This window comes from Streptomyces sp. RG80, from assembly GCF_040446465.1.
Lineage (GTDB): Bacteria > Actinomycetota > Actinomycetes > Streptomycetales > Streptomycetaceae > Streptomyces.
The window spans coordinates 127,232-140,070 of the sequence record NZ_JBEAAJ010000008.1 but is presented as its reverse complement, the minus strand read 5'-3'; the positions used below and the strand labels follow the sequence as shown (position 1 = coordinate 140,070).

The window sequence follows — 12,839 nt, the reverse complement described above, 5'->3', positions numbered from 1 at the left end:
GAAAGTTTCGAAAGGTCAGACATAAGGTCTACACCACGTAAGTGGACTAGACCTCTTACGGGTCGGCGGGCCACACTACCCCCGTGAGACATGTCATCGCCCTCGATGTGGGCGGCACCGGAATGAAAGCCGCCCTCGTCGGCCCCTCCGGCGAGCTGCTGCACCAGGCCCGCCGCGCGACCGGCCGGGAACGCGGCCCGGACGCGGTCGTCGAGGGCATCCTCGGCTTCGCCGCCGACCTGCGCGCCCACGGCACCGAGCACTTCGGCGAGCCCGCCCGCGCCGCCGGCGTCGCCGTCCCCGGCATCGTCGACGCCGAGCGGGGCATCGCCGCCTACGCCGCCAACCTCGGCTGGCGCGACGTACCGCTGCGCGCGCTGCTCACCGAACGGCTCGGCGGCGTCCCGGTCGCCCTGGGCCACGACGTCCGCACCGGCGGCCTCGCCGAGGGCCGCATCGGCGCGGGCAAGGGCACCGACCGCTACCTCTTCGTGGCGCTCGGCACCGGCATCGCGGGCGCGATCGGCGTGGGCGACCGGGTGGAGGCGGGCGCGCACGGCTTCGCGGGCGAGATCGGCCACATCGTCGTACGACCCGGAGGGACCCCCTGTCCATGCGGCCAGCACGGCTGTCTGGAGCGGTACGCCTCCGCGGCGGCCGTCAGCGAGGCATGGGCCGCGGCGACGGGCGACCCGGACGCGGACGCGGCGGACTGCGCGAAGGCCGTCGAGTCGGGGGACCCGAAGGCACAGACGGTCTGGCAGAACGCCGTCGACGCCCTCGCCGCCGGCCTGGTCACCGCCCTCACCCTCCTGGACCCGCGCACCCTGATCATCGGTGGCGGCCTGGCCGAGGCGGGGGAAACCTTGTTCACACCACTACGGGACGCGGTCCGGCAGCGGATCACGTTCCAGAAGCTGCCGACGATCGTCCCGGCCGCGCTGGGAGACACAGCGGGATGTCTGGGTGCCGGCCTACTGGCCTGGGATCTGCTCGACACGACGAACGGTATGGAGGTAACTCCCTGATGGCAGCCGACCCAGGGGCGCGGGGAACTGCGCGACAAGCCACGACGAACCCGCAGCCCGCAACGGGCAACGCGCCCCTCGTCCTCTCCGGCGCAACGGTTGTCCTCCCCACCGGACCCGTCAAAGACGGCCGAGTAATCGTCGACGGCACCCGAATCACCGGCGCCGCCCCCGAAAACGCCCAGGTCATCGACGTCCCCGGCACCTACCACGTAGTGCCCGGCTTCGTGGACATCCACAACCACGGCGGTGGCGGAGCCTCGTTCACGTCAGGCACCGCAGACGACGTAGTCAGAGGCATCCACACCCACCGCCTGCACGGCACCACCACCCTCGTCGCCTCCACCGTCACCGACGACATGGACGCCCTCGCCCACCGCGCCGGCCTCCTCTCCGAACTCGCCGAGCAGGGCGACATCGCCGGCATCCACTTCGAGGGCCCGTTCATCTCCCCCTGCCGCAAGGGCGCGCACTCGGAGGAACTACTGCGCGACCCCGACCCGGCGGAGGTCCGCAAACTGATCGACGCGGCCCGGGGACAGGCCCGGATGGTCACTCTCGCCACCGAACTCCCCGGCGGCATCGACTCCGTACGCCTGCTCGCCGAGCACGGCGTCATCGCGGCGATCGGCCACACGGACGCGACGTACGAGCAGACGGTGGCGGCCATCGACGCGGGCGCGACCGTGGCGACACACCTGTTCAACGCGATGCCCACGCTCGGCCACCGCACCCCCGGCCCGATCGCCGCCCTCCTGGAGGACGAGCGGATCACGGTCGAGCTGATCAACGACGGCACGCATCTGCACCCCGCCGCCCTCCAGTTGGCGTTCCATCACGCGGGCGCGGACCGGGTGGCGTTCATCACGGACGCGATGGACGCGGCCGGCTTCGGCGACGGCCGTTACATGCTCGGCCCGCTGGAGGTCGAGGTCAGCGAGGGCGTCGCACGGCTGGTCGAGGGCGGCTCGATCGCGGGCTCCACCCTGACCCTGGACCGCGCCTTCCAGCGGGCGGTGACGATCGACCGGCTGTCCGTGGAGGACGCCGTCGCCGCGCTGTCCGCCAACCCGGCCCGGCTCCTTGGGATGTACGACACGATCGGCTCGCTGGAGCCCGGCAAGTACGCCGACCTGGTACTTCTCGACCATCAATTCGCCCTCAAGGGCGTGATGCGACACGGTGAATGGGTGGTCGATCCCCAACTGGGCTGATGTGTCCATCTGTTGAGGCGGCGGTTGTCCTGGGAGACTTGGGGCGACCGCCGTTTCGCGCGGCCGGAGCACAACGTTTTCCTCGGGGGAGGTCGGCACAGGTGATCCTCACGGTCACGCTGAACACCGCTCTCGACATCACCTACCGGGTAGGGGCGTTGCGGCCGCACACCTCCCACCGGGTCTCCGAGGTGACCGAACGCCCCGGCGGCAAGGGCCTGAACGTGGCCCGCGTGCTCGCCGCCCTCGGCCACGAGGTGACGGTCACCGGCTTCACGGGCGGCGCGACGGGACGGGTCGTGCAGGAACTGCTCACGGCGACCCCGGGCGTGGTGGACGCGCTGGTCCCGGTCACCGGACCGACCCGGCGCACGGTCGCCGTCGTCGGCCAACAGACCGGCGACACCACGCAGTTGAACGAACCCGGCCCCGTCGTCGAACCCGCCGAGTGGTCCGCCTTCCAGGAGGCGTACGAGGATCTGCTCCCGTCGGCGGCCGCGGTGGCCCTGTGCGGCAGCCTGCCGCCGGGCGTGCCGGTGGGGGCGTACGCCGGACTGGTCCGCACCGCCCGCGCGGCCGGGGTCCCGGTCCTCCTCGACACCGGCGGAGAGCCGCTGCGCCGCGGGGTCGCCGCCCGCCCGGACATCATCAAGCCCAACGCCGACGAACTGGCCGAACTGACCGGCTCCCACGAGCCGCTGCGCGCCACCCAGGACGCACGGCGCAGGGGCGCCCACGCGGTCGTCACCTCGCTGGGCCCGGCAGGCCTCCTCGCCGCCTCCCCCGAGGGCCGCTGGCGAGCCACCCCACCGTCCCGCATCCACGGCAACCCCACAGGCGCCGGCGACTCGGCGGTCGCGGGCCTGCTGTCGGGCCTGGTCGAACACCTGCCGTGGCCCGACCGGTTGGCCCGAGCGGTCGCCCTCTCTGCGGCGACGGTACGGGCGCCGGTGGCCGGCGAGTTCGACCACGCGACGTACGAGGAGCTGCGGGGGCGGGTCGCGGTGACGGGGGACGTCAACGCGGCGTGAGTCAGCTCTTGACCTGTCCGGGCTTCAACCGCAGCTGATCCAGCAGGACATCGCACTGATCGCCGGCCTGGCAGGAGATGCTGAAGGTGTTCGTCCCCTTGGTGAGGGTCGGCCAGGAGTAGGTCTCCGTCCAGCCCTTCGTGTAGTCGCCCTCGGCGGCCTTCGCGAAGTTGCCCAGGTTCAGCTTGGTGCCGAAGACCTTCCCGTTGACCTTGAGCGTCATTTTCTGGTCCTTGCCAGGGACGCTGTACTGCGTGAAGAGGGTGTAGACGCCGTCCTTCGGCACTCCGTTGACGGTCCAGGTGACCTCGGCACCCGTCTGGTTGAGCCCGGTCACATAGATACCGCCGTCGGAACCGGCACCCTGGACGTCCGATGCGGTCGTCACACCGGGACCGAGCTTCAGCGCCTTCGCCTCAATGTCCTGCTCTTTCATCTCGCTCGCCGCGCTGCTGCTGCCCGCCGACTCGCTCGGCTCGCTGCTCTGCTGCGCCGAAGGCGTGCTGGAGGCCTGGTTGCCGCCTGCGTCGTCGTCTCCGTCGCCGCCCAGCATGGCCACGCCGATGCCGATGACGACCGCGGCGACCACCGCGATGGCGCCGATCAGGAGGCCCTTGGTGTTGGGGCCCCGGCCGCGACCGCCGCCACCGCCGTACCCCTGCTGCGGGTGCTGTGTGGTGGGGGCGCCGCCCGGGAAGGTCTCGGGGGCGGCGTAGTGGGCGTTGTTCGGCTGGCCGTAGGCGCCCTGCTGCTGCGGGATCTGGCCGTACGGCGTGGTCTGCTGCGGCTGCTGCGGTTGCTGCTGGCCGTACTGGCGCTGGCCCACCGGTCGCGTCCGGTTGACGATGTTCGGGTATCCGTAGCCGCCGGAGGGCGGCTGGGCGCCGTTGGCCTGCCCGTCGGCGTAGAGGTAGCCGAACGGGTCGTCGTCCTCGGGCGGCGTGTTCGCGCCGTTGGTGCCGGACGTCATCCAGGTACTCCTCAGCAGGTGCGGGCGGATGCGATACGAGGGGTGAGAAGGGCGAGCCTACCCGCTCCTGCTGCCCCAAACGGGTGACTCGGACCGCATCAGCTCGCTGACCTGGGGATCATCCCGCGCGTCTGTGCTGTTTGGGACGAGATCGTTTCTCTACGTACATCCGCTCGTCGGCGGACTTCAACACTTCGTCCGCCGTCATCCCGCAGTGCGCCCACCCGATGCCGAAACTGGCACCCACACGGACGGCCCGGCCCTCGGCGCGGATGGGCTGGATGATCTCGTTGCGCAGACGTACGGCGAGGTCGGCGGCGTCCGCGCGGCCGAGGCCGTCGGCGAGGATCACGAACTCGTCGCCGCCGAGCCGGGCCACGGTGTCGCCGTCGCGGACCTGGCGGGAGAGCCGGCGGGCGACCTCGATGAGAACCGCGTCACCGGCGTTGTGCCCGAACCGGTCGTTGATCGACTTGAAGCCGTCGAGGTCGCAGAAGAGGACCGCGAGCCCCTTGGTGCCGTCGTCGTGTTCACTCTCGGGAGCGACGGTGTGCACATGGTGGTCGTAGGCGGCGTCGAAGGCCTCGGTGCCGGGCCGGAAGTCGAAGCCGTGGCCGTTGGCGTCGTAGGCGGGGTGGCCGTAGGCCGCGTCGATGGACTCCAGGGCCGCGTGCGTGGGGCGCTGACACAGCCGGGCGGAGAGCCGGGCGCGCAGTTCGGCGGAGTTCGGCAGGCCGGTCAGGGAGTCGTGGGAGGCGCGGTGGGCGAGCTGGAGCTCACGGCGCTTGCGCTCCTCTATGTCCTCGACGTGGGTGAGGAGAAACCGGGGGCCGTCCGCGGCGTCGGCGACGACGGAGTTGCGCAGGGACACCCAGACATAGGTGCCGTCCCGGCGTCCGAGGCGCAGTTCCGCCCGTCCGCCCTCCGCCGAGGTCCGCAGCAGGGTGCCTATGTCCTCGGGGTGGACCAGGTCGGAGAAGGCGTAGCGGCGCATCGCGGAGGCGGGGCGGCCGAGGAGCCGGCACAGGGCGTCGTTGGTCCGCAGGATCCGGCCGTGCTGGTCGCCGCCCATCTCGGCGATGGCCATGCCGGAGGGGGCGTACTCGAAGGCCTGCCGGAAGCTTTCCTCACTCGCTCTGAGGGCCTGCTGGTCCCTCTCGAGCCGGACCAGCGCGCGCTGCATGTTGGCACGTAGACGCGCGTTGCTGATCGCGATGGCGCCCTGGAACGCGTACATCTGGAGCGCTTCACGGCCCCAGGCACCGGGCCGCCGGCCGTTGCGCGGCCGGTCCACGGACAGGACGCCGATCAGCTCGCCGCAGGAGCTGCCGCCGACGCCCGGCGTGAACATCGGCGCGAAGAGGCGGTCGGAGGGGTGCCACTCGTCCTCGAAGCGGGGCGCGGGGCCGTCGGTGTACCACTGCGGTACGTCGTCGTCGTCGAGGATCCAGCCCTCGGTGTGCGGGATGAAGACCAGGTCGCCCCAGTTCTCGCCCATGCTCAACCGGCGCTCCCAGGAGTCGCGGGAGCCGACCCGGCCGGTGATGAGGGCCTCGGCGGCGGGGTTGCCGGCGAAGGCGGCGACGACGAGGTCGCCGTCGGGGCGGACGAGGTTGACGCACGCCAGTTCGTAGCCGAGGCCGTTGACGACGCCGTCGGCGACCGTCTGCAGGGTGTCCGCAAGAGACCGGGCGGTGTTCATGTCCGCCATGACCTGATGCAGTTGCCGCAGAGTCGCAAGACGGACGTAGGGCTCCGACTCGGTCTCCATGCTCGCCCTCCCCCCGAGACCTCGCAGCGAATCAAGGGTTCTCATCGGCGTATCGTTCTGGCAGCTTCCACGCCACTGAATCACAGCGCGCTGCTCACTCGGTACACAGGGTCAACAATTAATGCCCCTTGTGACTCAAGTCACAGCGAAAGATGAACAATTGAGTGGGGTTTCTGCGTTTTCCCTGTGCGTTTACTGAACGCAAACTTTGTGGGTTTGTGGAGGTTCACCGGAAGGCGACCCGGAAGGCGCTGGTGGGAGTCCGCCGGGGGTCCGTCGGGGGTCCTAGGACCCGGCTCGGGCGGAGGTCCGATGCGGTCCGTACCGGCCGGACACTAGCGTTCCCGACGTGCCGAACACTTACCCGATCACCGCCCCGGCCGGCTACCGGCATCCTGTGGGGGTGAGCAACGACGAGTTCCGCGCCGCCATGTCCCGGCTGGCCGCGGGTGTGGTCCTGGTGACCGCCTTCGAGCCCCCGCTCGACCCCGACGGGCCCGGGGGCGAGGACGTCGGCATGACCGCCACGGCGTTCATGTCGGTGTCCCTGGACCCGCCCCTGGTGCTGGTCAGCCTGCGCGAGGGCTCCCGCATGGACGAACTCCTCGACGAACAGCCCCACTGGGCCGTCTCGGTCCTCTCCGAGAGCCAGCGCCACATCGCCGGCCGCTTCGCCATGAAGGGCCGCATCTCCGACCGCCTCCTCTTCGAGGACATCCCGTACACCCGCGGCAAGGCCACCGGCGCCGCCCTGATCGGCGGCGCCCTGGCCACCCTGGAGTGCCACACGGAACAACGGGTACGCGCGGGCGACCACACCCTGGTCATCGGCCGCGTACTGACGGCAGGGCTACCCAGCGCGGACGGGGGCCCCCTGACCTACTTCCGGGGGCGGTACCGGCAGTTGGGGTGAGACGGGTGGGGGTGTGGTGCAGGGTTCGCGGTGCGCGGGGGGTGCCGGACAAGGCATGCGGCCGTGCGACTTCTGTGGTCACCCGGTCGTGATCGACTCGGTCGACGAGCGTGACTGCCCTGTGTGCGGCGAGGCTGCCGAGGACAAGCCCGCTGCGGCCGGCCTGGGTTCGTAGAAGGCCCCCTCGCGGAACCGCGGAGCCGCGGAAACGGAAAGGGGGACGGGGAGCGAGCGGGACCTGGCGGCGGGCACATCCGACAAGCCGGAGGCGCCGGGTGAGGACCATGGACCGGGCAACGCGCACACCCACCGCAGACCCGCGGCACCGGACCCGTCGGCGACCGGCACGGCCCGCAGGTCGACGGCGCCGGCCGCGATCGCGAACCAGGTATCACGACCGAGACAACGTCAGGGACACCGTCCTCGCCGGGCCGGAATCCCTCGGTGGCCGAAGGCGCGCCCTGAAGTCGAAATCCCTTGGCCCGTCGGTGAATCGGCGCCCTATGGTGCCCGCATGACGACTTGCCTGGAGGAGATCACCTCCCGCAATCTCGACGCGGCTCTCGGAATACGGGTTCGCCCCGAGCAGGAATTCGCAGTCGCACCCGTTGTGAAATCCCTCGCCGAGGCATACGTCCATTCCGACAGCGCCTGGCCGCGGCTGATCGTCGACGACGGCCGGCCGGTCGGCTTCCTGATGGCCTTCCTCGACATCGACTGGCGCGAGGACGGCACCCTCTTCCGCTCCGGCCTGTGGCGCCTCAACATCGCCGCCGAGGAACAGGGCCGCGGCTACGGCCGCTTCGCGGTGAACGCGGTCGCCGCCGAGATCCGCCGCCGAGGCAGCAAGGAGCTCTACGTCAGCTGGGAACCCGGCGAACACGGCCCCCAGAACTTCTACCTCGGCCTCGGCTTCCGCCCCACCGGCGAGATCGAGGAGGACGAGATCGTGGCCGTCCTCGACCTCGACCGCCACCTCGACCAGGGCCGACCCCCCGCCTAGAGCAACTCGACGTCCAGACCGGCCACGCGCGCGGGATCGGCCACCGACTCGATCACGGCGATCCGGCCCCGTACGACCGTGAAGACCAGCGCCCGCTCCAGCCGACCGTCGGCCGGCACCACGAGTCCCACCGCCCCGTCGATCAGGGCGGGCCGCGCGACCCGGGCGAGGTGGGCGAAGCTCGCCGCGTTCTTCGCCACCGCAAGGGCGCCCGCCGTGACACCGGTCTCGCCGCGCGCCACGACGTCCGGGTCGAGCGCGTCCACCAGCGCGTCGAAGTCGCCCTCGCGCGCGGCGGCCAGGAAGGCGTCGACGACCTCCCGCTGCCGGACCAGATCCGCGTCGGGCGCCGGCGCGCCCCGCACCCGGCGCCGGGCCCGGCTGGCGAGCTGGCGGGTCGCGGCCGGCGTACGCCCCACGATGTCCGCGACCTCCTCGAACGGCACCGCGAACAGGTCGTGCAGCACGAACGCGAGGCGCTCGGCGGGCGTCAGCGTCTCCAGTACGACGAGCAGCGCGACCCCGACCGAGTCGGCGAGCAGCGCGTCCTGCTCGGGATCGGGGGCCACCGCCCCCACCGGCACATCAGGCTCCAGCGGCTGCTCGGCCCGCGACTTACGCGACCGCAGCATGTCGAGACAGACCCGCCCGACGACGGTCGTCAGCCACCCCCCGAGGTTCTCCACCTGCCGCGTCTCGGAACGACTCAGCCGGACCCACGCCTCCTGCACCGCGTCGTCCGCCTCCGCGACCGACCCGAGCATCCGGTACGCGACGGCACCCAGATGCCCGCGGTGCGCCTCGAACCGCTCGGCAAGGAACTCGCTATCAGTCATCCGGTGTCACAGCCTCTCGTCACAGTGGTCACTGACATGACGGACCGGAAGACGGCGATGTGACAGAGCCCGCCGACGGGTCGTCTCCCCTCGCGTCATCCGCCGGGGTCACCCCCAGTCGCGCCCCGTCCGCCCCCGCTTGGTGTCACCCCGCTGCTTCTTCTCACGCAGACGGCGTTCGTTGATGCCACGGGGGATGCGGGTCGGCTTGCGCGGCTTGGGCGGCGGTGCGGTGGCCTCGGCGAGGAGGGAGGCCAGGCGTACGGCGGCGGTCTCGCGGTTGCGCCACTGGGAACGGTGTTCCGAGGCGCGGACCGTGACGACGCCGTCCACGAGCCGCCCGGCCAGGCGTTCCAGCGCCCGCCGCTTCCACACCTCGGGCAGGGCCTCCGTCTTGGCCAGGTCGAAACGGAGCTCCACCTGTGAGTCGCTGGTGTTGACGTGCTGCCCACCGGGCCCCGAGGACCGCGAGAAACGCCACATGAGCTCGGCCTCGGGAAGCGAGACGGAGCCACGGATGACATGGGGACCGGACATGCCCCCATGGTCGCGTGTGTGTCCGGTTCACGTCACGCGAATATTGCTTGGTAAAGAAAGTAAAGACACCTGGAACCTTCGGCACCCCTCGCCGCGTTCTTGGGGGTAGATGTAGCTTCGAGCTCGTACTGCCGTACATAACGAGGGAAGGACTCCCAACAATGGCTGTAAGCCTGTCCAAGGGTGGCAACGTCTCGCTCACCAAGGAGGCTCCGGGCCTGACCGCCGTCACCGTGGGCCTCGGCTGGGACGTCCGCACCACCACCGGCACGGACTTCGACCTCGACGCCTCGGCGATCGCGGTCAACACGGAGGGCAAGGTCTACTCGGACGGCCACTTCGTCTTCTTCAACAACAAGCAGACCCCGGACCAGACCATCGTCCACACCGGTGACAACCGCACCGGCGAGGGCGCCGGCGACGACGAGGCGATCAACGTCAACCTGGCGGGCCTCCCCGCCGACATCGACAAGATCGTCTTCCCGGTCTCGATCTACGACGCGGAGAACCGCTCGCAGAACTTCGGCCAGGTCCGCAACGCCTACATCCGCATCATCAACCAGGCCGGCGGCGCCGAGATCGCGCGCTACGACCTGTCCGAGGACGCCGCCACCGAGACCGCCATGGTCTTCGGCGAGCTCTACCGCAACGGCGCCGAGTGGAAGTTCCGCGCCGTCGGCCAGGGCTACGCCTCGGGCCTGGTGGGCATCGCGCAGGACTTCGGCGTCAACGTCTGACGGACGCCCGACGGCCACCGGCCGCCACGCTGTACAGGAACCCCCGGCCTCGGCCGGGGGTTCCGGCGTTGCCGGTCCCGACCTCGCGGCCTCGAACGGCGGTCTCGAACGGCAACCCCGATCGGCCGGTTCAGCGGTGCTCCGGCTTTCCCTCCCCATACAGCCACTCCGACCAGATCCCGTCGAAGTCCTCGTCCGGCGCCCGCTTCTCCACGTACGCCGTGAAGTCGGCGGTGTCCGCGTTGCCGTGGCGGTGGGCGGCCGTCCAGCCCTGGACGATGTCGTAGAAGGCGTCGTCGCCGACGGTCTGCCGGATCTTGTGGACGACCATCGCGGCGCGCTGGTAGACGGGCCCCTCGTCGGAGATGTGCGCGGCGCTCGTCGGCTTCGCGGGCGGGAAGGACCACAGGTCCTCGAATCTGTCCTCGCCGTGTTCGTAGAGCGCGTCGAAGGTCTCCTGGGCGCTGTCGCCGCCCTCGTCCTCCTCCCACAGCCACTCCGCGTACGTCGCGAACCCCTCGTTGAGCCACATGTCCCGCCACGCCCTCGGTGTGACGGAGTCGCCGAACCACTGGTGCACGAGCTCGTGGACGAGGAGCCCGGTGTCCGGGGCGCCGGGGAAGAAGGGCCGGTTCTGCGTCTCCAGCGCGTACCCGGCGTCGTCCTCGCCGCCGACGATCGCGCCGGTGGAGGAGAAGGGGTACGGGCCGAAGTTGTACTCCGCCCATTCCATGACCTCCGGCAACCGCGCCAGCACCTTCCGGCTCGCGGCCTCCTGCCCCGGAGCGACGGCCGTGTAGACGGGCAGGTCACCCGCGGTGGAGCGGCGGACCTCGTAGGCGCCGACCGCGAGCGTGGCGGCGTGGCTCGCCATCGGCTCGGCGGTGCGCCAGGTGAACGTCGTACGGCCCCCGCTGGTCCGCTCGCCCGTCAACTCCCCGTTGGACACGGCCTGCAAGCCTTCCGGCACGGTCACCACCAGGTCGTAGGACGCCTTGTCGGAGGGGTGGTGGCTGCCGGGGAACCAGGCCATCGAACCGGTCGGTTCACCGAGTCCGACCGCGCCGTCCGCCGTGCGCAGCCAGCCCTCCTCGGAGCCGTCGGGGTCGGTGATCACCTGCGGGGTGCCGGAGTAGCGGACCCGCACCTCGAAGGTCTCGCCCTTGTCCAGGCCGCCGCCCGGACGCACGGTCAGCTCCTGCCCCGCGCGGCTCCAACGGGCCTTTTGCCCCTCGACGGTCACCTCGGCGACGTCCAGTCCCTTCAGATCCAGGTCGAAGGCGGACAGGTCCTGGGTGGCCCGGGCGGTGACGGTCGCCGTGCCGGACAGGTGCTCCGCGTCGGGGTCGTAGGACAGCCGCAGCGCGTAGTGGGAGACGTCGTACCCGCCGTTGCCCGCCTTGGGGAAATACGGGTCACCCACACCGGAAGCACCGACCGCGCCCTGCGCCCCGCTGCCACTCCCACTGCCACTGTCGTTGCCATCGCCGCCGCTGCACGCCGTGAGCGTGAGGGCGAGGAGGAGAGACGTACAGGCCGGGACAAGGCGCGCGGATCGGGACATGCCCGTGATCCTAGAGCGGCCCGCGGCCGCCCCGTCCGTGGTCCGGACCCGCCGTGACACCATCACGTACGTGCTCGACATCGGCTACGCCCTCTCCAACCGCTTCCCCGACCCGCCCCAGACGGACTACCGCCGCGCGGACGTCCACGCGCTGCGCCACGACCTGTTCTGCGGCAACGTCTACCTCGCCGACACCAAGGCGGACCGGGAACTGTCCACAGCCTGGGGATGGGTGCCGGTGCTCGACTTCGCCTGGGCGCTGTGCGACATCGTGGAACGCCTCGACCGGGACCCGGCCGGCTCCCGCGCCGCCCGCCCCCAGCACGCGGAACTCGACTTCACCGAGTCCACCGACCGCATGCTCTTCGAGCGCCGCTTCGGCTGGGTCGACATCGAGTCCGACTGGATGCCGGGCGACGAACCGCCCCTCACCTTCTCCCACTCCGAACTCCGCCGCGAGGCACGGGACTTCCTCCACGACCTGATCGCCGACCTGTGCGACCTCCACGAGGACCTCGCGGAGAACCCGGCGATCTGGACCCTCCAGGCCCGCTTCCCCCGACTCCGCTGACCGCGACCGGTCCGCCCCGTCAGCCCCGCACTCCCCCGAACACCACCAGTTCGTCCGTCAGCAGCCCCTCGGGCAGATAGCCGCGGGCCAGGTAGGCGTACCCGGTGCTCAGCCGATGCGCGTCCAGGCCCAGCGCCTCCATCACGTCGTGGTGCTGGGCGTCCGCGAAGACGTACCGGCCGTCCTCCGCGTCATCGGGGTCCAAGGGTCTCCCGCGCAGCACCGCCCCCAGCACGACCTGGTCCACGGGGCCCGCCGCCAGCGGCAGGAAGGCCTCGGGGTCGGCCCCCATGGGCTCATGTCCCTCCGTGGGGCTCCCACCGATCGGGTTGCCGTCCTCGTCGATCTCCCCCTCGTCGAAGTACCCGGGCCACGAGTCGAAGCGGTGCCGCACCTCCCCGTCCACGAACACCCGCAGATCCAGCACGTCCGAGTCATGGACGTACGAGCTCAGCGTCGCCGCCCCCAGCAGCCGGCTCAGCGGTCCCGCCAGCTCGATCGCGTCGCTCTCCGGGCCCGGCTGGAAGATCACCGTGTGCGCGGGACCCGCCGGCAGCGCGTACCCCCGCAGCGCCTCGCCGCCCACCCCCGTCGCCCCCGCGAGCAGCGGCACCACCTCGGCGCACTCCCGTGCGACCAGGACGTTGCCGTAGAAGCTCCCCAC

13 protein-coding genes are annotated in these 12,839 nt (G+C 71.0%); 7 read left to right on the top strand and 6 right to left on the bottom strand.

Translation table 11 applies throughout. The features are described 5' to 3' along the window. The first annotated feature begins 83 nt into the window (after positions 1 to 83). The 3 genes from ABKA17_RS27525 to ABKA17_RS27515 all read left to right on the top strand — a co-directional run bounded on the left by ABKA17_RS27525 (position 84) and on the right by ABKA17_RS27515 (position 3,273). The gene (locus ABKA17_RS27525; protein ID WP_353694938.1) at positions 84 to 1,028 is read left to right on the top strand and encodes an ROK family protein; all 945 of its coding nucleotides are present in this window, start codon (positions 84 to 86) and stop codon (positions 1,026 to 1,028) included. After that, positions 1,028 to 2,242 carry an N-acetylglucosamine-6-phosphate deacetylase gene (gene nagA, locus ABKA17_RS27520; RefSeq protein WP_353694937.1) on the top strand — a complete coding sequence of 405 codons (1,215 nt, stop codon included), beginning with the start codon at positions 1,028 to 1,030 and terminating at the stop codon, positions 2,240 to 2,242. Before ABKA17_RS27525 ends, nagA begins: the two co-directional genes overlap by 1 nt. 101 nt (positions 2,243 to 2,343) lie before the next feature. Continuing rightward, a complete protein-coding gene (locus tag ABKA17_RS27515; RefSeq protein ID WP_353694936.1) occupies positions 2,344 to 3,273 on the top strand; it encodes a 1-phosphofructokinase family hexose kinase in 930 nt (309 codons plus the stop codon). A gap of 1 nt (position 3,274) precedes the next feature. Here the strand turns inward: ABKA17_RS27515 and ABKA17_RS27510 are convergent, their stop codons facing one another. After that, the gene (locus tag ABKA17_RS27510; RefSeq protein WP_353694935.1) at positions 3,275 to 4,243 is read right to left on the bottom strand and encodes a carbohydrate-binding protein; all 969 of its coding nucleotides are present in this window, start codon (positions 4,241 to 4,243) and stop codon (positions 3,275 to 3,277) included. A gap of 118 nt (positions 4,244 to 4,361) precedes the next feature. Beyond that, positions 4,362 to 6,014 (bottom strand): diguanylate cyclase CdgB, encoded by a 1,653-nt coding sequence (gene cdgB / locus ABKA17_RS27505; RefSeq protein WP_353694934.1) that lies wholly within the window; start codon positions 6,012 to 6,014, stop codon positions 4,362 to 4,364. Positions 6,015 to 6,444: 430 nt separating this feature from the next. On the opposite strand from cdgB, the gene ABKA17_RS27500 reads away from it, so the two are divergent. Together ABKA17_RS27500 and ABKA17_RS27495 are read left to right on the top strand one after the other, a co-directional pair. After that, positions 6,445 to 6,927, top strand: a complete 483-nt coding sequence (locus ABKA17_RS27500) for a flavin reductase family protein (protein ID WP_502994412.1) — start codon at positions 6,445 to 6,447, stop codon at positions 6,925 to 6,927. A 514-nt stretch (positions 6,928 to 7,441) separates the two neighbouring features. After that, positions 7,442 to 7,930, top strand: a complete 489-nt coding sequence (locus tag ABKA17_RS27495; protein WP_353694932.1) for a GNAT family N-acetyltransferase — start codon at positions 7,442 to 7,444, stop codon at positions 7,928 to 7,930. On the opposite strand, the gene ABKA17_RS27490 is transcribed toward ABKA17_RS27495, so the two are convergent. Next, positions 7,927 to 8,766, bottom strand: a complete 840-nt coding sequence (locus ABKA17_RS27490) for a sigma-70 family RNA polymerase sigma factor (protein ID WP_353694931.1) — start codon at positions 8,764 to 8,766, stop codon at positions 7,927 to 7,929. The two genes, ABKA17_RS27495 and ABKA17_RS27490, sit on opposite strands and share 4 nt — an antisense overlap. A gap of 108 nt (positions 8,767 to 8,874) precedes the next feature. Then, on the bottom strand, positions 8,875 to 9,303 hold the full coding sequence (gene arfB, locus ABKA17_RS27485) for an alternative ribosome rescue aminoacyl-tRNA hydrolase ArfB (RefSeq protein ID WP_353694930.1): 429 nt from the start codon (positions 9,301 to 9,303) through the stop codon (positions 8,875 to 8,877). Between the two features lie 161 nt (positions 9,304 to 9,464). Here arfB and ABKA17_RS27480 point away from each other — a divergent pair, with 161 nt between their 5' ends. Continuing rightward, on the top strand, positions 9,465 to 10,040 hold the full coding sequence (locus ABKA17_RS27480) for a TerD family protein (RefSeq protein ID WP_311717903.1): 576 nt from the start codon (positions 9,465 to 9,467) through the stop codon (positions 10,038 to 10,040). A 130-nt stretch (positions 10,041 to 10,170) separates the two neighbouring features. Here the strand turns inward: ABKA17_RS27480 and ABKA17_RS27475 are convergent, their stop codons facing one another. Continuing rightward, on the bottom strand, positions 10,171 to 11,604 hold the full coding sequence (locus tag ABKA17_RS27475; protein ID WP_353694929.1) for a M1 family metallopeptidase: 1,434 nt from the start codon (positions 11,602 to 11,604) through the stop codon (positions 10,171 to 10,173). 70 nt (positions 11,605 to 11,674) lie between these two features. Between ABKA17_RS27475 and ABKA17_RS27470 the strand changes: the two genes are divergently transcribed. Continuing rightward, positions 11,675 to 12,175, top strand: a complete 501-nt coding sequence (locus ABKA17_RS27470; protein ID WP_353695351.1) for a hypothetical protein — start codon at positions 11,675 to 11,677, stop codon at positions 12,173 to 12,175. 19 nt (positions 12,176 to 12,194) lie between these two features. Here the strand turns inward: ABKA17_RS27470 and ABKA17_RS27465 are convergent, their stop codons facing one another. Beyond that, the gene (locus ABKA17_RS27465) at positions 12,195 to 12,839 is read right to left on the bottom strand and encodes a hypothetical protein (RefSeq protein ID WP_353694928.1); all 645 of its coding nucleotides are present in this window, start codon (positions 12,837 to 12,839) and stop codon (positions 12,195 to 12,197) included.

Bases quoted from the DNA above. Each gene is read 5' to 3' on its own strand.
- nagA (WP_353694937.1), top strand. From the start codon at position 1,028: ATGGCAGCCGACCCAGGGGCGCGGGGAACTGCGCGACAAGCCACGACG.
- ABKA17_RS27490 (WP_353694931.1), bottom strand. From the start codon at position 8,766: ATGACTGATAGCGAGTTCCTTGCCGAGCGGTTCGAGGCGCACCGCGGG.
- arfB (WP_353694930.1), bottom strand. From the start codon at position 9,303: ATGTCCGGTCCCCATGTCATCCGTGGCTCCGTCTCGCTTCCCGAGGCC.
- ABKA17_RS27495 (WP_353694932.1), top strand. From the start codon at position 7,442: ATGACGACTTGCCTGGAGGAGATCACCTCCCGCAATCTCGACGCGGCT.
- ABKA17_RS27480 (WP_311717903.1), top strand. From the start codon at position 9,465: ATGGCTGTAAGCCTGTCCAAGGGTGGCAACGTCTCGCTCACCAAGGAG.
- ABKA17_RS27510 (WP_353694935.1), bottom strand. From the start codon at position 4,243: ATGACGTCCGGCACCAACGGCGCGAACACGCCGCCCGAGGACGACGAC.
- ABKA17_RS27500 (WP_502994412.1), top strand. From the start codon at position 6,445: ATGTCCCGGCTGGCCGCGGGTGTGGTCCTGGTGACCGCCTTCGAGCCC.
- cdgB (WP_353694934.1), bottom strand. From the start codon at position 6,014: ATGGAGACCGAGTCGGAGCCCTACGTCCGTCTTGCGACTCTGCGGCAA.
- ABKA17_RS27475 (WP_353694929.1), bottom strand. From the start codon at position 11,604: ATGTCCCGATCCGCGCGCCTTGTCCCGGCCTGTACGTCTCTCCTCCTC.